The following is a 24,718-nucleotide window of genomic DNA, read 5'->3' as shown; positions in this document are numbered from 1 at the left end:
ACGACGAGGGGCCCCGGTCGACCGACCGGGGCCCCTCTCGTGTCGGCGGCGTCAGGCCTTGACGCGGGCCTCCTTGCGGACCTTGGCCGCGATCTCGGCGGACTCGTCGAGCGAGTAGGTCTTGGAGCCCGCGGTCGGCTGCACCACTCCCATGGTGCTGTAGTCCGCCCAGATGCACAGGTAGGTCGTCTGGGTCTTCTCGGTGAGGGCGCTCTTGCTCTCCGTCTTCTGGCACTTCATCACCGCGCCGTCCAGGCTGTCGGGTTCGACGGTCTCGGCGTCGCCGATCAGCTTGACGTCGTCGTCCGACTCCGTCTTCATCTGGGTGAAGGTGGCGTCGAGGGCCTTCTCGGGGTCCGCCACCTTGCCGTAGACGCCGAAGAACGTGACGTTCTCGGCGGTCTCCGCCTTCGCCAGCGCGCTCGGGTCGCTGCTGTCGATGGAGGTCAGGTCCATCGTCGAGTAGATCGCGCCGATCGACGTGGGGTCGCTGACGCCGGCCTTGGCGAGGTCCTTCTCGTCGCTGGAGCTCGCCTCCTCCTCCTTGGAGTCGCCCATCCGCTTGTACTTGTCGGACAGCAGGGAGGCCGGCGCGGTCAGCTTGTGCGGGCCGTCGTCCTTCAGCCCGCCGGCGCCGCCCCCGCCCCCGCCGATCGCGAAGAACGCGCCCACGCCGATCGCCGCCACGACCGCGACCGCGCCGATGATGATGCCGGTCTTCTTCTTGCCGCCGCCCGGGACCGGGGGCTGGGGGACGCCGTAGGGGGCCTGGCCGTACGGGGGCTGCTGGCCGTAGGGAGGCTGCTGGCCGTACGGCGGGGTGGGGGGCTGCTGGGCGTAGGGGCCGGGCTGTTGGCCGTACGGAGGGGTCTGGGGCGGGACGCCCTGCGGGGGCTGCTGGGGGTAGCCGTAGCCGGGCTGGGGCGCCTGCGGCGGCTGGCCGTACGGACCCGGCTGGCCGTACGGACCGGGCTGCTGAGGCTGCTGCCCGCCGTACGGGCCCGGCTGGTTGTAGCTCATCTCTGGGTTCCCCTCCAGATGCTTATGTGATTTTCACATCCTGGCTCAACCCCAGTCCCCCCACGGCGGCGGGGCCCCCACCGTTACAGAACAAACGCGTTTCGGGACGGCGCCGTGACACCTCTAAACTGAGCCCGTGACCGAGAACGCTCAGCAGCAGCCACCAGCGCCCAACACCGAACTGCCGACCCAGTACGCGCCGGCCGATGTAGAGGGGCCGCTGTACGAGCGTTGGGTAGAGCGGGGTTACTTCGAGGCCGACGCCAAGAGCGAGAAGCCCGCGTACACCATCGTCATCCCGCCGCCGAACGTCACGGGCAGCCTGCACCTCGGGCACGCTTTCGAGCACACCCTCATCGACGCCCTCACGCGCCGCAAGCGCATGCAGGGCTACGAGACGCTGTGGCAACCCGGGATGGACCACGCCGGCATCGCCACGCAGAACGTCGTCGAGCGGGAGCTGGGCAAGGAGGGCAAGTCCCGGCACGACCTCGGCCGTGAGGCCTTCGTCGAGCGTGTCTGGCAGTGGAAGGCCGAGTCCGGCGGTCAGATCAGCGGTCAGATGCGGCGGCTGGGTGACGGTGTCGCCTGGTCCCGTGAGCGCTTCACCATGGACGAGGGCCTCTCGCAGGCCGTCCAGACCATCTTCAAGCGGCTGTACGACGACGAGCTGATCTACCGCGCCGAGCGGATCATCAACTGGTGTCCGCGCTGTCTCACCGCGATCTCCGACATCGAGGTCGAGTACCAGGACGACGACGGCGAGCTCGTCTCCATCAAGTACGGCGAGGGCGACGAGACGCTCGTCGTCGCCACCACCCGCGCCGAGACCATGCTCGGTGACACGGCCGTCGCCGTCCACCCCGAGGACGAGCGGTACAAGCACCTGGTCGGCAAGCTCATCAGGCTGCCGCTGACCGACCGCTCCATCCCGGTCGTCGCCGACGAGCACGTCGACCCGGAGTTCGGCACGGGCGCCGTCAAGGTCACCCCCGCCCACGACCCGAACGACTTCGAGATCGGCCAGCGGCACAACCTGCCGTCCCTCACCGTCATGGACGAGCACGCCGTCATCACGGCCCACGGCCCCTTCCAGGGCCTGGACCGCCTCGAGGCCCGCTCCGCGATCGTCGCCGCGCTGCGCGCCGAGGGCCGGATCGTCGCCGAGAAGCGGCCGTACGTCCACTCCGTCGGCCACTGCTCGCGCTGCAAGACGACCATCGAGCCGCGCCTGTCCATGCAGTGGTGGGTCAAGGTCGGACCGCTCGCCAAGGCCGCCGGTGACGCCGTCCGCGAGGGCAAGGTCAAGATCCACCCGCAGGAGATGGAGAAGCGGTACTTCGACTGGGTCGACAACCTCCACGACTGGTGCATCTCACGGCAGTTGTGGTGGGGTCACCGGATTCCGGTCTGGTACGGCCCGGAGGGCGAAGTCGTCTGTGTCGGGCCCGACGAGGAGCCGCCGACCGGCGAGGGCTGGCATCAGGACACCGACGTCCTCGACACCTGGTTCTCCTCCGGCCTGTGGCCGTTCTCGACGCTCGGCTGGCCCGAACAGACCGAGTCGCTCGCGAAGTTCTACCCGAACTCCGTCCTGGTGACCGGCTACGACATCCTCTTCTTCTGGGTCGCCCGGATGATGATGTTCGGCCTGTACGCGATGGACGGCACCCCGCCCTTCCACACCATCGCCCTGCACGGCATGGTCCGTGACCAGTTCGGCAAGAAGATGTCGAAGTCCTTCGGCAACGCGGTCAACCCGCTGGACTGGATGGACAAGTACGGCAGCGACGCGCTGAGGTTCACTCTCGCCCGCGGCGCCAACCCCGGCGTCGACGTCCCGATCGGCGAGGACTGGGTCCAGGGCTCCCGCAACTTCGCCAACAAGATCTGGAACGCGACGCGCTTCGCGCTGATGAACGGCGCGACGGTGGAAGGCCCCCTCCCGGACGCGTCCGCCATGTCGGCGACGGACCGGTGGATCCTGTCCCGTCTCAACTCCGTCGTCTCCGAAGTCGACGCGTACTACGAGGACTTCCAGTTCGCGAAGCTCTCCGACGCCCTCTTCCACTTCGCCTGGGACGAGGTCTTCGACTGGTACGTCGAGCTGTCCAAGACGACGTTCCAGGCGGGCGGCGAGCCGGCGGAGGTCAGCAAGCGGGTCCTGGGCGAGGTCCTCGACGTCACCCTCAAGCTGCTGCACCCGGTCGTCCCGTTCGTCACCGAGACCCTCTGGACGACGCTGACCGGCGGCGAGTCCGTCGTCGTCGCCGAGTGGCCCGCGGACAGCGGCTTCCGTGACGCCGACGCCGAGCGGGAGATCGAGACCCTCCAGTCCGTGATCACCGAGGTCCGCCGCTTCCGCGCCGACCAGGGTCTCCAGCCGGGCCAGCGCGTCCCGGCCCGCCTGACCCTCGACGGTACGGCCCTGGCGCCCCACGAGGCGGCCATCCGCCAGCTGCTGCGCCTTCAGCCGGAGGGCGAGGGCTTCTCGGCCACGGCGACCCTGCCGGTCGCCGGCGCCACGGTCGCGCTGGACCTGTCCGGCACGATCGACGTGGCGGCGGAGCGCAAGCGGCTCGCGAAGGACCTCGCCGCGGCGGAGAAGGAGAAGGCCCAGGCGGGCGCCAAGCTCGGCAACGAGGCGTTCCTGGCCAAGGCGCCGGACCAGGTCGTCGACAAGATCCGGACGCGGCTCGCCAAGGCGGACGAGGACATCGCCCGCATCCAGGCCCAGCTGGAGCGGCTGCCGCAGGCATAGCCGCGGGCCGTCGCGCCACTGGGGCGGCGCCCGTCCCACAGAGAGCGGCAAGCCCGCGACAGTGGCCGAAGGCCCCCGGAACCCACAGCTCCGGGGGCCTTCGCCCACGCCTGTCACCTCCGCTCCGTAGACTGACCCCGTGAGCGAGCTCCCCCCGAACGGCAACCACGACCAGCCCGACCCCCTCGACTCCTTCGAGGAGATCATCGCGGCCGAGACCGACCGCGACCCCGATCTCGCGGTCATCGAGGCCGGCAGCCGCACCCTGCGCACGCAGGGCGGGCCGCCCAGCACCGAGGTGCCCGCGCGCCCCGAGGACCCGGAGGTCGACAAGGCCCTGCGCGAGGTCGAGGCGGAGCTGGCGACGCGCTGGGGCGAGACCAAGCTGGAGCCGTCCGTCGGCCGCATCGCCGCGCTGATGGACGTGCTGGGCGAGCCGCAGCGGTCGTATCCCTCGATCCACATCACCGGGACCAACGGCAAGACGTCCACCGCCCGCATGATCGAGGCCCTGCTGGGCGCCTTCGAGCTGCGGACGGGCCGGTACACCTCGCCCCACGTCCAGTCGATCACCGAGCGGATCAGTCTCGACGGGGCGCCCATCTCCGCCGAGCGGTTCATCGAGACGTACAACGACATCAAGCCGTACGTCGAGATGGTCGACGGTTCGCAGGAGTACCGGCTGTCCTTCTTCGAGGTGCTCACCGGCATGGCGTACGCGGCCTTCGCCGACGCGCCCGTCGACGTGGCCGTCGTCGAGGTCGGCATGGGCGGCTCCTGGGACGCGACGAACGTCATCGACGGCGACGTCGCCGTCGTCACCCCGATCGATCTCGACCACACCGACCGGCTCGGGGAGACGCCCGCCGCGATCGCCGCCGAGAAGGCCGGCATCGTCAAGCAGGACGCGACGGTCATCCTGGCCCAGCAGCCCGTCGACGCCGCCCAGGTCCTGTTGAAGAAGGCCGTCGAGGTCGACGCGACCGTGGCCCGGGAGGGGCTGGAGTTCGGGGTCGTGGCCCGGCAGGTCGCCGTCGGCGGGCAGCTGCTCACCCTGCGCGGGCTCGGCGGCGAGTACACCGAGGTGTATCTCCCCCTCCACGGCGCCTACCAGGCCCACAACGCGGCCGTCGCCCTCGCCGCCGTCGAGGCGTTCTTCGGCGTCGGCTCCCAGCGGCCCGAGCCGCTGGACGTCGACACCGTCCGCAAGGCCTTCGCGTCCGTGTCGTCGCCGGGCCGGCTCGAGGTCGTACGGCGGTCCCCGACCGTCGTGCTCGACGCCGCCCACAACCCGGCCGGCGCCCGCGCCACCGCCGAGGCGATCGGCGAGGCCTTCGACTTCAGCCGGCTGATCGGGGTGGTCGGGGCCAGCGGCGACAAGAACGTACGGGGGCTGCTGGAGGCCTTCGAGCCGATCTTCGCGGAGGTCGTGATCACCCAGAACTCCAGCCACCGCGCGATGGACGCCGACGAGCTGGCCGCGATCGCCGTCGAGGTGTTCGGCGAGGAACGCGTCCAGGTCGAGCCGCGGCTGCCCGACGCCCTGGAGGCGGCGATCACGCTCGCCGAGGAGGAGGGCGAGTTCGCGGGCGGCGGAGTGCTGGTCACCGGTTCCGTCATCACGGTCGGCGAAGCCCGACTGCTGCTGGGAAAGGGCTGAGGCCTGAGATGCGTACGCTCTGTTCCTCGACCCTGATCGGCGAGTTCTTCATCATCGGCTTCGCGGGTCTCGTCGCCATGAAGGACCCCGACCTGTCCATGTCGACGGTGTGGACGGTGTGCGGCATCGCGATGTTCCTGAGCGTGGTGCTGTGCGGCATGGTGACCCGGCCCGGGGGCGTGGCCCTCGGCTGGGCCCTGCAGATCGCCCTCGTCGCCTCCGGGTTCTTCGTCCCGATGATGTTCGTCCTGGGGGTGCTCTTCGGGGCCCTGTGGTGGGCGTCCGTGCACTTCGGCCGCAAGATCGACGAGGCGAAGGCGCGTTTCGCGGCGCAGGCCGACACACACTCCCCGGACGCTGCTGACGCTGTGTGACCGGAGCTCGGACACGCCCTGTAACCTCATCCCACCGCACACCGGCAGTAGAAGGAGTCTTCCCGTGAGCCAGCGCACCCTCGTCCTCCTCAAGCCCGACGCCGTCCGTCGAGGCCTGACCGGCGAGATCATCAGCCGTATCGAGCGGAAGGCCGGCTGGCAGATCACCGCGCTGGAGCTGCGCACACTGGACCAGGACACGCTGGAGCAGCACTACGGCGAGCACAAGGGCAAGCCCTTCTACGAGCCGCTGGTGGAGTTCATGTCCTCCGGCCCGGTCGTCGCCCTGATCGTCGAGGGCGAGCGGGTCATCGAGGGCGTCCGCGCGCTGGCCGGTCCGACCGACCCCATCGCCGCCGCCCCCGGCTCCATCCGCGGCGACTACGGCGTCATCGTCCGCGAGAACCTGATCCACGCCTCCGACTCCGAGGAGTCCGCCGAGCGCGAGGTGAAGATCTTCTTCCCCGGCCGGGCATAACGCAGCCCCCAGGGGTTGGGCGGCCTCACCGCGAGCGCACGGAAGCCTGACACCACAGCCTTCCACCCGCCCCCCGGTTCCCCGGCCAAGAGGCAGCGTTCGACAGACGCCCACCGGCCGGATCCCGCCCCCCGCCCGCCCCCGCCCGTCCAACCCGCCGGCGGGGGCGCACTGGTTTCGCCGGGTTGTCGGGGGTGGGGCGCGGCGCGTTCTCGCCTTCCGGTCGGGGGGAGTGGTTTCGCCGCGTTGTTCGGAGCGGGGTCTAGTGGCTCTGCCGGGTTGTTCGGGGTGCGGCGCGGGGTGTTCCCCTCTTCCGGTCGGCGTGTACTGGCTTCGCCGGGCTGCCGGGTACGGCGTGCGGGGTTGGGGTCGGTCCGGTACGCCGGCCGGCCCCTCTCGCGTCCGTCGTCGGGTTTGTTCGGTGCGCCGGCCGGGCGCTGTCGTGTTCGTCGTCGGGCTCCGGAGCGCCGCCCGGGGAACCCGGTCCGGAGCGCCGCTCGGGGAGCCCGGGTGCATCCCCCGGCTCGGCCCGCCGGTGCGCGTCGCCCAAGGACTGACACCCCGGCGCTTCGGTGTGCTCGCGGCGTGGCCGCGGCCTCTCCGTGTGCTCGTCCAAAGTCGGGGCGCCGACCCACGGCGCGCCCGGCGTTCGGTGCGCAGTCAGGAGTTCGTCGTGGGGCTGCTCGGGGCGAACCGCGTGTGGTCGGCGCGAAGGTTTCAAAAAATTTTCTGACTCGGCGTCAGATCGCTTGTCCGGCTGACCAGGGCCACTCGTACCTTTTCGGCCCTCGCTTGGCATATGCGTGGCGATCGGGGGAACGCGTGCCCCCGATGGACCGTCTCCAGAAGCGAGGCGCCGCGGCATCTGCTGACAATGGCGAAGACCCTCGCGCAGTGTTCGGGGAGGCGCGTTTACGATGTAAGCCTTCACGTCACAGCACCCACCGCGCCGACCTGAAAAGCCCTCAAAAGCTCATGGGAAGGCCAGTCGAATCCTGATGGGGAACTCAATGTCGTTCATCGGCCGTGACATGGCTGTCGACCTCGGGACCGCCAACACGCTGGTGTACGTCAGGGGTCGCGGGATCGTACTCAACGAGCCGTCCGTCGTCGCGATCAACACCAACACCGGTGGCATCCTCGCGGTCGGCGCCGAAGCGAAGAAGATGATCGGGCGGACCCCTGGCAACATCGTTGCCGTACGTCCGCTGAAGGACGGTGTCATCGCCGACTTCGAGATCACCGAGCGGATGCTCCGCTACTTCATCCTGAAGATCCACAAGCGGCGGTATCTCGCCCGTCCTCGGGTTGTCGTCTGTGTGCCCTCCGGCATCACCGGTGTCGAGCGCCGCGCCGTCATCGAGGCGTCGACCCAGGCCGGTGCCCGGCAGGTGCACATCATCGAGGAGCCCATGGCCGCGGCCATCGGCTCCGGCCTGCCGGTCCACGAGGCCACGGGCAACATGGTGGTGGACATCGGCGGAGGCACCACGGAGGTCGCGGTCATCTCGCTCGGCGGCATCGTCACCGCCCAGTCCATCCGCGTCGCGGGCGACGAGCTGGACAACGCGATCATCCAGCACATCAAGAAGGAGTACAGCCTTCTTCTCGGTGAGCGGACGGCCGAGCAGATCAAGATCACCATCGGCTCGGCGTACGACCTCGACTCCGACGAGCACACCGAAATCCGCGGGCGGGACCTGGTCTCCGGGCTGCCCAAGACCGTCGTCATCTCCGCCGCCGAAGTGCGCAAGGCGATCGAGGAGCCCGTCAACGCGATCGTCGACGCCGTGAAGACCACCCTCGACAAGTGCCCGCCCGAGCTGTCCGGCGACATCATGGACCGCGGCATCGTGCTGACGGGCGGCGGCGCCCTGCTGCGCGGGCTCGACGAGCGGCTGCGGCGCGAGACCGGTATGCCCATCCATATCGCCGAGGATCCGCTGGACAGCGTGGCGCTGGGATCCGGCAAGTGCGTCGAGGAGTTCGAGGCGCTCCAGCAGGTTCTGGACGCCGCGCCCCGCAGATGACGTAACGCTTCGATTCCGCCGTACGAGATGATCTGCTCTCGTGCGGCGGATCGTTGGTATAGAGGCATAAGATCCTCAAGAGCCTCGAAGCACCCCATACCACGCCCCTCGGGTTTCCCAGGGGCTACCCGAATTCCTATGAGGAAGGGCACGGCCGCCGCACGTGAGGGACACACGAGAGAGCCGGCTGCTCCTGGTGCTGCTGATCGCCGTCGCGTTCGCGCTGATCACGGTGGACATCCGCGGTGGAGAGGACTCCCCGGTCGACGGTGCCCGGCAGGCCGCGGCCGCGGTCTTCGGCCCGATCGAGGACGGCGTGTCCTCGGCGGTCGACCCGGTCGGCAACGCCGTCTCCGCGGTCCGCGACTCCGGTGAGCGTCACGACCGGCTCGCGGAACTGGAGCAGGAGAACGCGGCTCTCAAGGCGAAGCTCGGCAGCGACGACCGCAACCGCAGCCGCCTGGCGCAGCTCGACAAGATGCTGAAGATCGCCGGCGAGGGGCAGTACGGCATCAAGGGCGCCGAAGTCATCGCGATAGGAGCGGCCCAGGGTTTCTCCTGGACCGTCACCATCGACGTCGGCGCCGACGACGGCATCAAACGTGACATGACCGTGCTGAACGGGGAGGGTCTCGTCGGGCGCGTGACGACCGTGGGCCCCCACACCGCCACCGTCCTCCTCGCCAACGACCCCGACTTCACCGTCGGCACCCGCATGGAAGCCAGCGACGAACTCGGCTTCGCCTCCGGGCAGGGCGACCGCCCGCTGCGCGTGGAACTCCTCAACGGCAAGGCGGAGGTGAAGGCGGGCGACCGGCTCGTCACCTTCGGCTCCCAGGCCGACAAGCCCTTCGTGCCCGGCGTCCCGGTCGGCGTGGTCTCCCGCGTCGACCCCTCCGGCGGCGACCTGACCCGCACGCTCTACGTCACGCCGTACGTCAGCTTCACCAAGCTCGACATCGTCGGTGTCGTCGTCGAGGCCCCGAAGAAGGATCCGCGCGACACCGTGCTCCCCGCGAAGCCCAAGCCGGTCCCCACGCCGACGGTGACCGTCACGGTCACCCCGAACGCGAACGAACCCGTCGACGGCCAGGAAGAGCAGTAGGAGCTGACAACCCATGCGCGTCAACCGGATCCTGCTCTCCGTCCCCCTCGTCGTCGTCGCCCTGGTGATCCAGGTGAGCGTCCTCGCCCGCCTCCACCTCCCGGGCGCCGTCCCCGACCTGCTGCTCCTCACCGTCCTGGGCCTCGCCATGGTCTACGGCCATGTCGGCGGCGCCCTCATCGGCTTCGGCGCCGGCCTGCTCGCCGATCTCGCCCCGCCCGCCGACCACGCCGCCGGCCGCTACGCCCTCGTGCTCTGCGTGATCGGCTACCTCGCCGGGCTCGTCAAGCCGGAGACCGGGCAGATCAAGTCCGCCACCGGCCCGATGGTCGTGGTCGTCGCCGCCGCGGTCGGTTCCACCCTGCTGTACGCGGGCGTCGGCGCCCTCGTCGGCGACACCGCCGCCCGCAACGTCGGCCTCACCGGCCTGCTGTTCTCGGCGGCACTGTACGACCTGCTGCTCGCCCCCTTCGTCGTCCCCGGCGTGATGTTCCTGGCCCGGCGCGCGGAGAACGACCCGCTCGCCGAGACGAACTCCGCCAAGACGGCCGACCTCTCCTCCGGTTGGCTCTCCTCCGGCACCGGCCTCAGGATCGGCGGTCAGCGCGGCGGCCTGAAGATGAAGGCGGCCCGGTCACGGGTGGCGCGCGCCGGACGCATCAAGGGGGTCAAGCGGCTGTGAGCGCGGGCGCCCGCGCGCGGAGCGCGCCAGGGGATGAATCACCCGAACGGGGGAGGGGGCGGCGGAACGGAGCCTCACAGGACCGTCGTTCATCATTCGTACGCACACACAACCGCGAACACAACTGCGACCGCGAACACAACCGCGACCGCGAACGCGGCCGGGCACACGCATCCGTGAGCACACGCGTCCGCGAGCACACGTCCACGCAGGCACGTTCCGCGCACTGAGAGGGGGAGGCAGCCGCAGTGACCAACATTCCCGAGACCGGGCGGACCCCACGGGTCCAGATCCGGCTCGTCGTGATCCAGATCCTCGTCCTCTCCCTCCTCGGCACCCTCGGCGGCCGGCTCTGGTACCTCCAGATCCGGGAGGGCGCGGAGTACGCCAAGGAGGCCTCCGGCAACCACGTCCAGCAGGTCGTCGAGCCCGCCGTACGCGGTTCGATCCTGGACGCGCGCGGGGTGCCCCTCGCGGACAACGAGACACGGCTCGTCGTCTCCGCCTCCCGCACCGACCTGCTGAAGCAGAAGGACGACGGCAAGGCCGTGCTGACCAAGCTCGCGGGTGTCCTCGGCATGACCCCCGAGGAGGTCATGCAGAAGGTCCGGCTGTGCGACGCGAAGACGCCCCAGCCCTGTTGGAACGGCTCGCCGTACCAGCCCATCCCCATCACCGACGAGGCCACCCCCAAGCAGGCCCTGCAGATCCGTGAGCGCGCCGAGGACTTCCCCGGCATCACCGCCGAACCCGAGGCCGTACGCCGCTACGGGAGCCCCGGCAAGGCCAACACCGCCCAGGTCCTCGGCTACCTCTCCCCGGTCACCGACGAGGAGATCACCAAGGCCCAGGACACCGACTCGCCCTTCCTCCGCTCCGACCAGGTCGGCCGCAGCGGCCTTGAACGCGAGTACGACAAGGAGCTGCGCGGCAAGGCCGGCGTCACCCGCTACGAGGTCGACAACCTCGGCCGCGTCATCGGCCAGGCCGAGGCCACCCCGGCCGAACCCGGCTCCAACCTCGTCACCAGCATCGACGCCCGCGTCCAGCGCGTCGCCGAGTTCGAGCTGAACGAGGCGATGAAGGAGGCCCGCAAGCAGTTCGACCGCAACACCGGGGAGAACTACAAGGCCGACGCCGGCGCGGTCGTGGTGATGGAGGCCAAGACCGGCCGCGTCGTCGCCATGGCGTCCAACCCGACGTACGACCCGAACGCCTGGGTCGGCGGCATCTCCGCCAAGGACTACCGGCAGTTGACCGGCAAGTCCTCCAACTACCCGCTGCTCAACCGGGCCATACAGGGTCAGGCAGCCCCCGGCTCCATCTTCAAGGTGGTCTCCACGGCCGCCGCCGTCCAGGCCGGGTACGACTTCGACGGCCGCTACGACTGCTCCAGCTCGTACTCGGTCGGCGGTCAGGTCTTCAAGAACTTCGAGTCGGCGAACTACGGCCCGATCAGTCTCGGCCGCGCGCTGGAGGTCTCCTGCGACACCGTCTTCTACCGGCTCGCGCACAGCCAGTGGCAGAAGGACGGCGGCATCGACCCGAAGAAGAAGCCCAACGACTACTTCTTCAAGACCGCCCACCAGTTCGGCCTCGGCAAGGAGACCGGCGTCGACCTGCCCAACGAGGTCTCCGGCCGCGTCCCCGACCGCGCGTGGAAGCAGGCGTACTGGAAGGCCAACAAGGACGCCTGGTGCAAGACGGGCAAGAAGGACGGCAGTTACGTCGAGAGGATCTCGTACGAGAACTGCCTCGAGGGCAACAAGATGCGCGCCGGTGACGAGATCAACTACTCCATCGGCCAGGGCGACACCCTCGTGACCCCGATCCAGATGGCCACCATCTACGCGGCCATCTCCAACGGCGGCACCCTGTACGACCCGACGGTCGGCAAGGCCATCGTCAGCGCCGACGGCAGGACCGTCCAGGAGATCCAGCCCAAGGCGCACGGCAAACTGCCCGTCAGCAAGCAGACTCTGGCCCAGATGGACAGCGCCCTCGCCGGTGTGGCGACGCGCGGTACGGCCGCCTGGCGGTTCGGCGGCTGGCCGCAGGACAAGATCGAGATGCACGCCAAGACCGGTACCGCTGAGGTCTACGGCAAGCAGACGACGTCCTGGTTCGCCACCTACACCAAGGACTACTCGATCGTGATGACGATCTCCCAGGGTGGTACGGGTTCCGGCGCCTCGGGTCCGGCCGTGCGCAACATCTACGACGCGCTCTACGGCATCTCCGACGACGGCACGATCAACAAGAAGAACGCGCTGCTGCCCACCCCCCAGCAGGGACTGCCGAAGATCAAGACGGACGGCACCATCGCCTCCCCGAAGATCTCCAAGGACCCGGCCAAGGAACAGCAGGCCTTCCAGAAGGCCACCGAGGAGGGCGCGCCGGCCGCCGGCGGGACGCAGCCCGCGGCGACCGTGGCCTCGCCCGAGGCGGACAACCGTGACACCCGGCGGCGACGACGGCGCGGGGCGCGCGGCCGAGGAAGCCGGAGGATGTGCTCATGACCGGCGTGAACAGCTTCTCCGTCTCCGGGTACGGGCCCGAGCGGGCCGGCTGGACGCGGCTCTTCGCCCGCGACTCGCTGGCCCGGCGCCTGGACTGGCCGATACTGCTGGCGGCCACGGCCCTGTCGCTGATCGGCTCACTGCTGGTGTACTCGGCCACCCGCAATCGCACCGAGATCAACCAGGGCGACCCGTACTACTTCCTGATCCGGCACCTCATGAACACCGGCATCGGGTTCGCCCTGATGATCGGCACGGTCTGGCTCGGCCACCGCACCCTGCGCAACTTCGTGCCGGTCCTCTACGGGCTCTCGCTCCTGCTGATCCTGCTGGTGCTCACCCCGCTCGGCTCCACCGTCAACGGCGCGCACTCCTGGATCGTGCTCGGCGGCGGCTTCTCGCTCCAGCCCTCGGAGTTCGTGAAGATCACGATCATCCTGGGCATGGCGATGCTGCTGGCGGCCCGGGTCGACGCGGGCGACAAGCCCTACCCCGACCAGCGCACGGTGATGCAGGCCCTCGGTCTGGCCGCGGTGCCGATGCTGATCGTGATGCTCATGCCCGACCTCGGCTCGGTCATGGTCATGGTGATCATCGTGCTGGGTGTGCTGCTGGCCTCCGGCGCCTCCAACCGCTGGGTCTTCGGCCTGCTCGGCGCGGGCGCGACGGGCGCGATCGCGGTGTGGCAGCTGCACATCCTGGACGACTACCAGATCGCCCGGTTCGCCGCCTTCGCCAACCCCAGCCTCGACCCGGCGGGCGTCGGCTACAACACCAACCAGGCCCGTATCGCGATCGGTTCCGGCGGGCTGACCGGGGCCGGGCTGTTCCACGGTTCGCAGACCACCGGCCAGTTCGTCCCCGAACAGCAGACGGACTTCGTGTTCACGGTGGCGGGCGAGGAACTCGGCTTCGTCGGCGGCGGCCTCATCATCGTCCTGCTGGGCGTCGTCCTGTGGCGCGCCTGCCGTATCGCCCGCGAGACGACCGAGCTGTACGGCACGATCGTCGCCGCCGGGATCGTCGCCTGGTTCGCCTTCCAGTCCTTCGAGAACATCGGCATGACGCTGGGCATCATGCCGGTCACCGGCCTGCCCCTGCCGTTCGTGTCGTACGGCGGCTCGTCGATGTTCGCGGTGTGGGTGGCGGTCGGGTTGCTGCAGTCGATCCGGGTCCAGCGACCCATGTCGGCGTGAGCCTCCGCCGGTTGGGTCGTCCAGCGGGACCCTCGGCCGGGGGCGCCGTACCTGGGGGCGCCGTTCCTGGGGACGCCAACCCCGGGGGCGCCGTTTCTGGGGGGCGTCATCCCTGGGGGCGCCGGCATCGACGGCTGCCGCCCCCAGCCCCCGCTTCGGCCTGAGCGGTCTTGCCCTCGACGGCTTGTCCTCAGCGGCCGCACGCATCTGCGTCCGTCCACCCGGCGTTCGCCGTCAGTTCGACGGAAGTTGCCCCTGCCATCTCGCCGTCGCTGCCACTAGATTCGCTGCATGGCGGAGACGAAACGCGAGATCGAGCGCAAGTACGAATCCGACGACAGTGGGCTGCCCGACCTGACCGGCGTCGCCGGGGTCGCGGCCGTCCTCGACAAGGGTGTCGCCGAACTCGACGCCACCTACTACGACACCGCCGACGAACGGCTCGCCGCCGCCTCCCTGACCCTGCGCCGCCGCACCGGCGGCTCCGACGCGGGCTGGCACCTGAAATTCCCCGTCGCCCCGGGCGTCCGCGACGAGATCCGCGCCCCGCTGTCCGACACCCTCCCGCGCGGGCTCGCGGGGCTGGTCCGCTCCCGCGTCCGGGACGCCGAGCTGGTGCCGGTGGTCCGGCTGCGCTCGGCCCGTGATGTGCGCGGCCTCGTCGACGGGGAGGGCCGGCTGCTCGCCGAGGTCAGTGTGGACGCCGTCCGGGCGGACCGGCTGACCGGGGAGGGCGGCTCCGCCCAGTGGAGCGAGATCGAGGTGGAGCTCGCCGACGGCGGTGACCCGGCCTTCCTCGACAAGGTGGAGAAACGGCTGCGCAAGGCGGGCGTACGGCCGTCGGGATCGGCGTCGAAACTGGCACGGGCGCTGGCGGAGACGGCACCCAAGCCCAAGAAGGGCAATGGGAAGGGGAAGGGCAAGGGGCAGCGGGCGAAGGGGGAGTCGCCGGGGGAGGGGAAACCCTCCGTCGGACTGGTGACGAAACCTTCCGCCGAGCCGGTGACCGCCGGGGACCACGTCCTCGCGTACGTCCGCGCCCAGCGCGACGCCCTCGTCGAGCTCGATCCGGCCGTCCGCCGGGATCTCCCCGACTCGGTGCACCGTATGCGCGTCGCCACCCGCCGGATGCGCAGCGCCTTCCGTTCCTTCGCCAAGGTGCTGGACCGCGAGGTCACCGACCCGCTCGGCGAGGAGCTGAAGTGGCTCGCCGGAGAGCTGGGCGTGGACCGGGACCAGGAGGTCCTCACGGAACGGCTGACGGCCGCCCTCGACGAGCTGCCGCGCCCGCTGGTCACCGGCCCCGTCCGCAACCGGCTGCGCACCTGGTCACGGGCGCGCAGCAGCGGCTCGCGCCGGCGCCTGATCGCTGTACTGGACGGCAGGCGGTACCTGGCGCTGCTCGACGCGCTGGACCGGCTCGTGGCGGACCCGCCCCTGCTCGAAGCGGCCGCGGGCCGGCCGGCGAAGGTGATCGCGAGGGCCGTGCGCAAGGACTTCGGGCAGGTGGCGGCGCTCGTGGAGGAGGCGCTCGGGCAGCCGCCCGGGCCCGAGCGCGATCTGGCGCTCCACGAGGCCCGCAAGAAGGCCAAGCGGACGCGCTACTCGGCGGAGGCGGCCGCGCCGGCGCTCGGCGGGCCGGCCGACGACCTCGTCCGGCTGATGAAGTCCCTCCAGGGCCTGCTCGGCGACCACCAGGACAGCGTGATGACCCGGGAGGCCCTGCGTGATCTCGCCGCCCAGGCGCACGCGGCGGGGGAGAGCGCGTTCACCTACGGGCTGCTGCACGGCCGGGAGGAGCGACGGGCGGAACTGGCGGAGGCGGCGCTGCCCGAGGCGTGGCAGACGATCAGCGCCACGATGGAGGTCTGAGGCCCGGCTTTTTCGGCGTACGGGGACGCTCCATGAGCGGGTTAGGCTAGATGGTCACCCCTGTCAGCTCACGAAAGTTCCCCCGATGTCTGTCGAGTCGGTGTTCCCGCAGCTCGAAGCCCTGCTCCCGCATGTGCAGAAGCCGATCCAGTACGTGGGCGGCGAGCTGAACTCCACCGTCAAGCCCTGGGACGACTGTGACGTCCGCTGGGCGCTGATGTACCCGGACGCGTACGAGGTCGGTCTGCCCAACCAGGGCGTCATGATCCTCTACGAGGTCCTGAACGAGCAGGAGGGCGTCCTCGCCGAGCGCACCTACAGCGTGTGGCCGGACCTGGAGGCCCTGATGCGGGAGCACCGCGTCCCGCAGTTCACGGTGGACAGCCACCGTCCGGTGAAGGCGTTCGACGTGTTCGGACTGTCCTTCTCCACGGAGCTGGGCTACACGAACATGCTGACCGCGCTGGACCTGGCGGGCATCCCGCTGGAGGCGAAGGACCGCACCGTCGACGACCCGATCGTCCTCGCGGGCGGCCACGCGGCCTTCAACCCCGAGCCGATCGCCGACTTCATCGACGCGGCGGTCATCGGCGACGGCGAGCAGGCCGTGCTCGACATGACGAAGATCATCCGCGAGTGGAAGGCCGAGGGCCGGCCGGGCGGCCGTGAGGAGGTCCTCTTCCGCCTGGCGAAGACGGGCGGGGTGTACATCCCGGGCTTCTACGACGTCGAGTACCTCCCGGACGGCCGGATCGCCCGTGTCGTACCGAACAAGTCGGGTGTCCCGTGGCGTGTGTCCAAGCACACGGTGATGGACCTGGACGAGTGGCCGTACCCGAAGCAGCCGCTGGTCCCGCTCGCCGAGACGGTCCACGAGCGCATGTCGGTGGAGATCTTCCGCGGCTGCACCCGTGGCTGCCGCTTCTGCCAGGCCGGCATGATCACCCGCCCGGTGCGCGAGCGCTCCATCACGGGCATCGGCGAGATGGTCGAGAAGGGCCTGAAGGCGACCGGCTTCGAGGAGGTCGGCCTGCTGTCGCTCTCCTCCGCCGACCACAGCGAGATCGGCGAGGTCGCCAAGGGCCTCGCGGACCGCTACGAGGACGACAAGATCGGCCTCTCCCTGCCCTCCACCCGCGTGGACGCCTTCAACATCGACCTCGCCAACGAGCTGACGCGCAACGGCCGCCGCTCGGGTCTGACGTTCGCGCCCGAGGGCGGCTCGGAGCGCATCCGCAAGGTCATCAACAAGATGGTCTCCGAGGAGGACCTGATCCGCACGGTCGCCACCGCCTACGGCAACGGCTGGCGCCAGGTGAAGCTGTACTTCATGTGCGGCCTGCCGACGGAGACCGACGACGACGTCCTCCAGATCGCCGACATGGCGACCCGGGTGATCCAGAAGGGCCGCGAGGTCTCCGGCTCCAACGACATCCGCTGCACGGTGTCGATCGGCGGCTTCGTGCCCAAGCCCCACACCCCGTTCCAGTGGGCGCCGCAGCTGAGCGCCGAGGAGACGGACGCCCGCCTGGAGAAGCTCCGCGACAAGATCCGCGGCGACAAGAAGTACGGCCGCTCGATCGGCTTCCGCTACCACGACGGCAAGCCCGGCATCGTCGAGGGTCTGCTCTCCCGCGGTGACCGCCGTATCGGCGCCGTCATCCGGGCCGTCTACGAGGACGGCGGCCGCTTCGACGGCTGGCGCGAGCACTTCTCGTACGACCGCTGGATGAGCTGTGCCGACAAGGCGCTGACCGCGTTCGGTGTGGACGTCGACTGGTACACCACCCGTGAGCGCGGCTACGAGGAGGTCCTGCCCTGGGACCACCTCGACTCCGGCCTTGACAAGGACTGGCTCTGGGAGGACTGGCAGGACGCCCTCGACGAGACGGAGGTCGAGGACTGCCGCTGGACGCCGTGCTTCGACTGCGGTGTCTGTCCCGCCATGGACACGCACATCCAGATCGGTCCGACCGGCAAGAAGCTGCTGCCGCTGTCCGTGAAGCAGCCCGCGGGCACCGGACACTCGCACTGAGCCGAGCACCGAGCCCCCTTCCCGAGCGGAAGGGGGCTCGGTGCTGTCCGCGTCCGCCCAGGTCGGAGCGCCTGAAACGGGGGAGTGCGCACGGGATCCGCACGGGCCGCCACGGCGTCCTTCTCGACATGGACGTCGACAACGACCTGGGCAACGACCTGGACAAGGGCCTCGGCAAGCCCTCCGCCCGGCAGGTGGAGCAGCAGACGCCCGAGGGGTGTCTTGTCGTCGCGATCCGGCTGCCCGTGCGGATCGTCGTGCTTGTGCTGGTCGTGCCCGTGCGGATGGCGTGGGACGCGCTCGTCGTCGCCGGCCGCTTCCTGAACGACACGGTGCTGCGGCCGCTCGGCCGGGCCCTGCTGTGGCTGGGCAAGGTTCTGGTGGTCTGGCCCCTGATCGCCCTGTGGCGGTACGTCGTCGTCCCCACCGGCAGGGCGCTCGCCTGGCTGGGGAACGTGCTGGTCGTCGTCCCCCTGACCTGGTGCCACCGCCATGTCCTCACCCCCGTCGGCCACGCACTCGCCTGGCTGGCCCGCGGGACGGGCGCCGTCCTGCTCTGGCTGTACGCGCGCGTGTTGGCCCCCGTCGGCATCGGTGTCCGCACGGCCGCCGTGTGGCTGGCGCGGTACCTGGTCGTCGTCCCCGCCCGCTCGTTCCACGAGTGGATCCTCGCGCCCGTCGGCCGGGCGATCGCCTGGTGCGCGCGGGGCGTGGGGCAGTTCCTCGCCCTGCTCGTCACGGGGATCGGCTGGGTCCTGTACTGGACCACCCGGATCCTGTTCGTCCTGCCCGCGCTCGCGCTGTGGCGCTGGGTCCTGGTGCCCGTCGGCCGGGTCCTCGCCGTCGTCGGACGCGAGGTCTGGGACGCCCTCGGGCACGCGTGGCGGATTGCGGGGCACATCTCGCTCGCCGTCGGGCGGTTTCTCGGGACCCTCTTCCGGTGGATCCTCGTCGAGCCGGTGCGGTGGGTGTACCGCAGTGTGCTGACCCCGGTCGGGCACGTCGTCCGCGACGTCGTCCTGCGTCCCGCCGCCGAGGCCGCCCGCGCCGTGGGCCGCGCCACCCGGCAGGCCCTGGCCGCCGCCCGCGAGTCCGTACGGCAGGCCCGGGCCGACGTCCGGCGGATGCTCTTCGGGGAGCCGCGGCAGCCGGTGGCCGCCGTCCGGCGGGAACCTTCCGGCCGCGAGACACGTACTCTTGGTAGCAGTACGACCGCTCTCACGAAGGACTGAACGACACTGGGCAAGCGACAGCCCGAAGGCCCGCCGCCCGCACCGGCGGTGCAGCGCATCCGACTGCGCTACACCAAGCGCGGCCGCCTCCGGTTCACCAGCCACCGTGACTTCCAGCGCGCCTTCGAGCGTGCGCTGCGCCGTGCCGAGGTACCGATGGCGTACTCGGCAGGGTTCACGCCGCACCCGAAGGTGTCGTACGCCAATGCCGCACCCACCGGCACGGGCAGCGAGGCGGAGTATCTGGAGATCGCGCTCACCGAGGCGCGAGACCCGCAGAAGCTGCGTGAGCTCCTCGACGAGTCGTTGCCCACTGGGCTCGACGTCATCGAGGCGGTCGAGGCCCGCACCCCGGGACTCGCCGACCGGCTCACGGCCTCCGTGTGGGAACTGCGCCTGGACGGCGTGGACCCCGCGGACGCCGACCGCGCGGTGGCCGCCTTCAACGCGGCCGACACCGTCGAGGTCCAGCGCCTGATGAAGAACGGCGTCCGCACGTTCGACGCCCGCTCCGCCGTAGTAAGGCTGGAAACGAGCTCTCCACAGCCCGCCGCAGGCGCCGGCTCCACCGGAACGGCCGGCATCGGGCAGCTTGGTGGGCCTACGGACCAGCCCTGTGCGATACTGCGCCTGGTTGTTCGGCACGTGACGCCTGCCGTACGACCCGACGACGTCCTGTCCGGTCTCCGCGCCGTGGCCGACCTGGCGCCGCCGGTCCCCGCAGCGGTGACCAGGCTGGCGCAGGGGCTGCTCGATGAAGAGACCGGCGCGGTGACCGACCCGCTCGCGCCCGACCGCGAGGCAGCCGAGGCCCAGTCAACGGCCGATGCGACTGCCGCCGCGAAGGCGCCGGTGTAAGGAAGGTTCCGCACAGGGACGGACGTCGTAGCGCCGCCCTCGTACTCGGGAGCCACCTGGGTCGGGCAGCGCACCGACCAGAAGACTTTCGCCAGGCCGTACGCAACATGGCGTACGGAACCGGCGAGACAGGACACAGAGAGCTCCCGTGCGGCGGCCGCGCCCCGGACGGCGGCACCGCGCACAGCGCGAGCCGCGGACGTCAACGGTGATCGACGAGGTCGATACCGGACCAGGTGCGGCGCCCGGGAGCCTGACGGGAGATACACCCGCATGCTCGAGCCGACCGAACCCACAGAGTCCGTGACGGACTCCGAATCCAACACCCCCAGCGACACCCTGCCGCCGCGTCGTCGGCGCCGTGCCGCTTCCCGCCCGGCCGGTCCGCCGGTCGCGGCGACCGACACCCCGGCCGAGACCGTCGCGCCGGCCATACCGGCCGCCGAGTCCGTGGCCGATCTGCTGGCGGACGCCGGCGAAGAGGAGAAGACGGACGAGACGGTCGCGGCCGTCGAGACCGTCCAGGCTCAGGCCGAGGAGGCCGTCGAGGCCGCGCCCGCGCGTCCGCGTCGGCGTGCCACCCGTCGGGCCTCCGCGCCCGCCGGTCCTGCCGCCTCGCCCGAGGTCGCCGAGACCGTCGTGCCCGTGGCCGCCGAGGCGCCGGAGCCGGTCGCGGAGGTCGCCGCCACCGAGGCGAGCGCCTCCGCCGAGGAGAGCGTCGCCGAGGACGCCGCTCCGCGCCGTACGCGTCGGCGTGCCACGCGTCGTGTCTCCGCGCCGGCCGGGGCGTCCGCGCCCGCCGAGGCCGAGGCCGAGGAGATCGTGGTGCCGGCGATGACCGAGGAGAAGGCGGCCGCAGAGGCGCCGGTCGAGGAGCCGGCCGTCGAGGAGCCCGTCGCCGAGGAGGCGCCCGCTCCCCGCACCCGCCGCCGTGCCACCCGCCGGGCCTCCGCGCCCGCCGGTGCGCCGAAGGCGGCCGAGGCCGCCACCGAGGCGACGGTGACCGTCGAGACCCCCGTGACCGCGGAGGCCACCGAGCCGGCCGAGGCGGTAGAGGCCGAAGCAACCGAGGCCGCCGTGGCCCCGGAGGTGGCCGAGCCCGCCGAGGCTCCTGCCGCCGAGGAGGCCGCCCCGCGCCGTACCCGTCGTCGGGCCACGCGTCGCGTCTCCGCGCCCGCCGAGGCTGCGAGCGAGACCCTCGAGGCCGAGGCGCCCGCGGTGTCCGCCGGCGCTGACGAGGCGCAGGCCCCGCAGGCTCCCGTGGCAGCTGAGACTCCGGTGGCCGCCGAGGTTCCCGCCGCCCAGGCCGACGAGGAGGCCGCTCCGCGTCGTGCGCGCAGGCGTGTCGTCCGTAAGGCCGCCGTCGGGTTCTCCGAGCCCGCGCGGTCGGCCGGCGACGAGGCCGAGGCGCCGCGGCGTCCGGCACGTCCCGCGGTCGCCGTGTTCCAGGCCCCCGTGTTCACCGAGCCGCGGTTCCAGACGCCCGAGCGCGCGGCTGCCGAGGCGGCCGCCGCCGAGGCGGAGGCCGTCGAGGCCGTCGAGGCCGTAGAGCCCGTGGAGGAGCTCCCCGAGGAGCCGACCGGGTCGCGGCGTCGCCGTCGGCGCCGGGGCGCCGGCCAGGGCGAGGAGAGCGCCGAGGCCGTGCAGAGCGCCGAGGCCGTGCCGAGCACCGTGCCCGCCGCCGACGAGGAGGCCGAGCCGGAGGAGGCCGAGGAGGCCGCCGAGGACGTCCTCGAGAGCGAGGACGAGGCCGAGACCGAGGAGAGCGGTTCGCGCCGCCGCCGTCGCCGGGGTGGCCGTCGTCGCCGTCGTGGTGAGGCCGCCGACGGCGAGTCCGGGGACGCCGAGTCCGACGAACTCGCCGCCGAGCAGGCCGCGCAGGACGCCGAGGACACCGCCGAGCAGGAGGAGGAGGACGCCGACGACGAGGCGCACGCCGACGAGACCGGCGCCTCCACCGCCGGCAGCCGCCGTCGCCGTCGTCGTCGCCGCCGCGCCGGGGACGCCTCCGTCGACACCGAGCCGGACGAGGGCGACCCGGAGCGCACGGTCGTCAAGGTCCGCGAGCCGCGCAAGGCGAGCGAGCCGTCCGACGAGGTGCAGTCCATCAAGGGCTCGACCCGTCTGGAGGCCAAGAAGCAGCGCCGCCGGGAGGGCCGTGAGCAGGGCCGCCGGCGCGTGCCGATCATCACCGAGGCCGAGTTCCTGGCCCGCCGCGAGGCCGTCGAGCGCGTCATGGTCGTCCGGCAGCACGGCGACCGGACGCAGATCGGCGTCCTGGAGGACGGCGTGCTCGTCGAGCACTACGTCAACAAGGAGCAGTCGACCTCGTACGTCGGCAACGTGTACCTGGGCAAGGTGCAGAACGTGCTGCCGTCGATGGAGGCCGCGTTCATCGACATCGGCAAGGGGCGCAACGCCGTCCTGTACGCCGGTGAGGTGAACTTCGAGGCGCTGGGCATGGCCAACGGGCCGCGCCGTATCGAGTCCGCCCTGAAGTCGGGCCAGTCGGTCCTCGTGCAGGTCACCAAGGACCCGATCGGGCACAAGGGCGCCCGTCTGACGAGCCAGGTCTCCCTCCCGGGCCGCTACCTCGTGTACGTGCCCGAGGGCTCGATGACCGGCATCAGCCGCAAGCTGCCCGACACCGAGCGGGCCCGGCTGAAGACCATCCTCAAGAAGATCGTCCCCGAGGACGCGGGCGTCATCGTGCGCACCGCCGCCGAGGGCGCGAGCGAGGACGAGCTGCGCCGTGACGTCGAGCGGCTCCAGGCGCAGTGGGAGGACATCCAGAAGAAGGCCAAGAGCGGCAACGCTCCGACGCTGCTGTACGGCGAGCCGGACATGACCGTCCGGGTCGTGCGCGACATCTTCAACGAGGACTTCTCCAAGGTCGTCGTCAGCGGCGACGACGCCTGGTCGACCATCCACGGCTATGTGTCGCACGTGGCGCCGGACCTGGCCGAGCGGCTGTCCCGGTGGACCTCCGAGGTCGACGTGTTCGCCACGTACCGGATCGACGAGCAGCTCGCCAAGGCGCTGGACCGCAAGGTCTGGCTGCCCAGCGGTGGCTCGCTGGTGATCGACCGGACCGAGGCGATGGTCGTCATCGACGTCAACACCGGCAAGTTCACCGGTCAGGGCGGCAACCTCGAGGAGACGGTCACCAGGAACAACCTGGAGGCGGCCGAGGAGATCGTGCGTCAGCTGCGGCTGCGCGACCTCGGCGGCATCATCGTGATCGACTTCATCGACATGGTGCTGGAGTCCAACCGGGACCTGGTGCTGCGGCGCCTGCTGGAGTGCCTGGGCCGGGACCGTACGAAGCACCAGGTCGCCGAGGTGACCTCGCTGGGGCTCGTGCAGATGACCCGTAAGCGGGTCGGACAGGGGCTGCTGGAGTCGTTCTCCGAGACCTGTGTGCACTGCAACGGCCGCGGTGTCATCGTCCATCTGGACCAGCCGTCGGCCAACGGCGGTGGCAAGCGCAAGAAGCGCGGTCGCATCGGGGACGGGCATGTCCACGAGACCGAGGCCGGGGCCGTCGAGACGGTGCTGAGCGTCGAGGAGGAGGCCGAGAGCGAGGCCGAGGTCTCCGCCGAGGTGGCCGAGCCGGTCGCGCTGGCGGCTCCCGACTTCGCGCCGGACGAGGAGCTGTACAGCAGCGTCGCCGAGGCGGAGGCCGCGGCCACGCGCGGGCGGGGCCGTCGCCGGGCGAGCCGTCGGGTGTCGGCTCCGGCGGGTGCGCCGAGGGGCGGTGCCGCGCGGACGGAGGCCGTCTCCGAGGCCCCCGCCGAGGCTCCCACCGCCCAGGACGTCACCGCCGAGGAGGAGGCCGGGCGTCCGGTGCAGCCGGCCGAGGCCGTCGCGGCGCACGCCGAGCCGGTCGCCGTCGAGGACCCGGTCGTCGAGGCTCCGGCCGCCGAGGAGGCCGCGCCCAAGGGCCGTACGCGCCGTCGGGCCACCCGGAAGGTGTCCGCGCCGGCCGGCTCGCCCTCGGGAGCGGAGGCCGCCGTGGTGACGGTCGCCGAGTCCGCGCCGGCGGAGGCTCCGGTGGAGCAGCCCGCCGAGCCCGAGGCCGAGGCCCCGGCCGAGCCCGTCGTCGAGAGCGCGGCTCCGGCCCGTCCGCGGCGCCGGGCCGTGCGCAAGGCCACCGCGCCCACCGCGGCCGAGGAGACGGCCGTCGTGGTCGTCCCGTCGGCTGCGACGGAAGCGTCGGCGGAGGCTCCGGCTCCCGCTGAGGCGGAGGCCGAGGCGCCCGCGGCCGACGCCGACGAGGCCGTGGAGGCCGCCGAGGAGTCGGCGCAGGCCGCTCCGGCCAAGAAGGCGGCGGCCCGCAAGACCGCCAAGAAGGCCACGGCGAAGAAGGCCGCCACGAAGAAGACCGTCGCCAAGAAGACGGCCGCGAAGAAGACGGCCGCGAAGAAGACGACGGCCAAGAAGGCCGCGAAGGCGGTGTCGAAGAAGACGGCGGCGGCGCAGCAGAACACCCCGTCCGTCTCGGCCACGGCGGAGGACTGACCGGTTCCGTCACCCCCGTGGGTGAGTGCGACATCGGCGGTGCGGGGCACCCGGTTTCCCCCCGGGAGCCCCGCGCCGCCGCTCGCGTCGCCGGGCGTTATGGCGCGCGTTACCCTTTGTTTCGCTGTCTTTCGCTTGTGATCGAGCGCACCCGCCGAGAGGGTTTCTGTGTGGTAACCCTGGGGAAAATCGCCAACTCCTTGCTGGTAACGTGAACTGTGGTCTCGGTGGCCACAGCCATGCGCACCGTGACCGCAGCCGAACTGCACGTCCGGTCCTCCAGTCCGGATACGGCTGTCTTCCCGCAAGGAACCCTCGGGGGCGGGGTCCTGTGTACAAGCCGTTCGCCCGCCTACAGGCAGCGGTGAACACTCA

The 24,718-nt window shown here is 71.1% G+C and carries 15 protein-coding genes; 14 read left to right on the top strand and 1 reads right to left on the bottom strand.

The genetic code is table 11. The annotated features are described in order from the left end of the window. Positions 1-51: 51 nt before the first annotated feature. Positions 52-1,020 carry a hypothetical protein gene (locus ACPT94_RS00595; protein ID WP_360340760.1) on the bottom strand — a complete coding sequence of 323 codons (969 nt, stop codon included), beginning with the start codon at positions 1,018-1,020 and terminating at the stop codon, positions 52-54. Positions 1,021-1,156: 136 nt separating this feature from the next. On the opposite strand from ACPT94_RS00595, the gene ACPT94_RS00590 reads away from it, so the two are divergent. The 14 genes from ACPT94_RS00590 (at position 1,157) to ACPT94_RS00525 (ending at position 24,343) form a co-directional block, all read left to right on the top strand. After that, on the top strand, positions 1,157-3,781 hold the full coding sequence (locus tag ACPT94_RS00590; protein WP_425244783.1) for a valine--tRNA ligase: 2,625 nt from the start codon (positions 1,157-1,159) through the stop codon (positions 3,779-3,781). A 139-nt stretch (positions 3,782-3,920) separates the two neighbouring features. Then, positions 3,921-5,441, top strand: a complete 1,521-nt coding sequence (folC, locus tag ACPT94_RS00585) for a bifunctional tetrahydrofolate synthase/dihydrofolate synthase (protein ID WP_425244782.1) — start codon at positions 3,921-3,923, stop codon at positions 5,439-5,441. A gap of 8 nt (positions 5,442-5,449) precedes the next feature. Then, a complete protein-coding gene (locus ACPT94_RS00580) occupies positions 5,450-5,815 on the top strand; it encodes a DUF4233 domain-containing protein (RefSeq protein WP_360340769.1) in 366 nt (121 codons plus the stop codon). Between the two features lie 64 nt (positions 5,816-5,879). Beyond that, positions 5,880-6,293 carry a nucleoside-diphosphate kinase gene (ndk, locus tag ACPT94_RS00575; RefSeq protein ID WP_189941963.1) on the top strand — a complete coding sequence of 138 codons (414 nt, stop codon included), beginning with the start codon at positions 5,880-5,882 and terminating at the stop codon, positions 6,291-6,293. Between the two features lie 1,010 nt (positions 6,294-7,303). Beyond that, positions 7,304-8,323: a rod shape-determining protein gene (locus ACPT94_RS00570; protein ID WP_030779466.1), complete on the top strand. Its 1,020-nt coding sequence runs from the start codon at positions 7,304-7,306 to the stop codon at positions 8,321-8,323. Between the two features lie 163 nt (positions 8,324-8,486). Further along, entirely contained in the window at positions 8,487-9,428 is a 942-nt protein-coding gene (gene mreC, locus ACPT94_RS00565; protein WP_360340773.1) for a rod shape-determining protein MreC, read from the top strand. Between the two features lie 13 nt (positions 9,429-9,441). Next, positions 9,442-10,110 (top strand): rod shape-determining protein MreD, encoded by a 669-nt coding sequence (mreD, locus tag ACPT94_RS00560; RefSeq protein ID WP_360340776.1) that lies wholly within the window; start codon positions 9,442-9,444, stop codon positions 10,108-10,110. A 248-nt stretch (positions 10,111-10,358) separates the two neighbouring features. Then, the gene (gene mrdA / locus ACPT94_RS00555; protein WP_360340779.1) at positions 10,359-12,629 is read left to right on the top strand and encodes a penicillin-binding protein 2; all 2,271 of its coding nucleotides are present in this window, start codon (positions 10,359-10,361) and stop codon (positions 12,627-12,629) included. Next, positions 12,626-13,825 (top strand): rod shape-determining protein RodA, encoded by a 1,200-nt coding sequence (gene rodA, locus ACPT94_RS00550; RefSeq protein ID WP_360340782.1) that lies wholly within the window; start codon positions 12,626-12,628, stop codon positions 13,823-13,825. Before mrdA ends, rodA begins: the two co-directional genes overlap by 4 nt. A 291-nt stretch (positions 13,826-14,116) precedes the next feature. Further along, positions 14,117-15,697: a CYTH and CHAD domain-containing protein gene (locus tag ACPT94_RS00545; RefSeq protein ID WP_425244781.1), complete on the top strand. Its 1,581-nt coding sequence runs from the start codon at positions 14,117-14,119 to the stop codon at positions 15,695-15,697. A gap of 85 nt (positions 15,698-15,782) precedes the next feature. Next, positions 15,783-17,732 carry a TIGR03960 family B12-binding radical SAM protein gene (locus tag ACPT94_RS00540; RefSeq protein ID WP_425244780.1) on the top strand — a complete coding sequence of 650 codons (1,950 nt, stop codon included), beginning with the start codon at positions 15,783-15,785 and terminating at the stop codon, positions 17,730-17,732. Positions 17,733-17,860: 128 nt separating this feature from the next. Further along, the gene (locus ACPT94_RS00535; RefSeq protein WP_425244779.1) at positions 17,861-18,964 is read left to right on the top strand and encodes a hypothetical protein; all 1,104 of its coding nucleotides are present in this window, start codon (positions 17,861-17,863) and stop codon (positions 18,962-18,964) included. A gap of 48 nt (positions 18,965-19,012) precedes the next feature. Beyond that, complete coding sequence (locus ACPT94_RS00530; protein ID WP_360340826.1) at positions 19,013-19,822, top strand: TIGR03936 family radical SAM-associated protein; 810 nt, start codon at positions 19,013-19,015, stop codon at positions 19,820-19,822. A gap of 273 nt (positions 19,823-20,095) precedes the next feature. Beyond that, on the top strand, positions 20,096-24,343 hold the full coding sequence (locus ACPT94_RS00525) for an Rne/Rng family ribonuclease (RefSeq protein WP_425244778.1): 4,248 nt from the start codon (positions 20,096-20,098) through the stop codon (positions 24,341-24,343). Positions 24,344-24,718 lie beyond the last annotated feature (375 nt).

Source organism: Streptomyces aurantiaciflavus (assembly GCF_049808595.1).
Classification (GTDB): domain Bacteria; phylum Actinomycetota; class Actinomycetes; order Streptomycetales; family Streptomycetaceae; genus Streptomyces.
The sequence above is the reverse complement of the archived record's forward strand: the minus strand, read 5'-3'. Positions and strand labels throughout refer to the sequence as shown.

What these genes read in the sequence shown, in the direction of transcription:
- ACPT94_RS00595 (WP_360340760.1), bottom strand. Translation starts at nt 1,020, where the DNA reads ATGAGCTACAACCAGCCGGGCCCGTACGGCGGGCAGCAGCCTCAGCAG.
- ACPT94_RS00580 (WP_360340769.1), top strand. Translation starts at nt 5,450, where the DNA reads ATGCGTACGCTCTGTTCCTCGACCCTGATCGGCGAGTTCTTCATCATC.
- ACPT94_RS00570 (WP_030779466.1), top strand. Translation starts at nt 7,304, where the DNA reads ATGTCGTTCATCGGCCGTGACATGGCTGTCGACCTCGGGACCGCCAAC.
- mreD (WP_360340776.1), top strand. Translation starts at nt 9,442, where the DNA reads ATGCGCGTCAACCGGATCCTGCTCTCCGTCCCCCTCGTCGTCGTCGCC.
- rodA (WP_360340782.1), top strand. Translation starts at nt 12,626, where the DNA reads ATGACCGGCGTGAACAGCTTCTCCGTCTCCGGGTACGGGCCCGAGCGG.
- ACPT94_RS00545 (WP_425244781.1), top strand. Translation starts at nt 14,117, where the DNA reads ATGGCGGAGACGAAACGCGAGATCGAGCGCAAGTACGAATCCGACGAC.
- ACPT94_RS00540 (WP_425244780.1), top strand. Translation starts at nt 15,783, where the DNA reads ATGTCTGTCGAGTCGGTGTTCCCGCAGCTCGAAGCCCTGCTCCCGCAT.
- ACPT94_RS00535 (WP_425244779.1), top strand. Translation starts at nt 17,861, where the DNA reads ATGGACGTCGACAACGACCTGGGCAACGACCTGGACAAGGGCCTCGGC.
- ACPT94_RS00525 (WP_425244778.1), top strand. Translation starts at nt 20,096, where the DNA reads ATGCTCGAGCCGACCGAACCCACAGAGTCCGTGACGGACTCCGAATCC.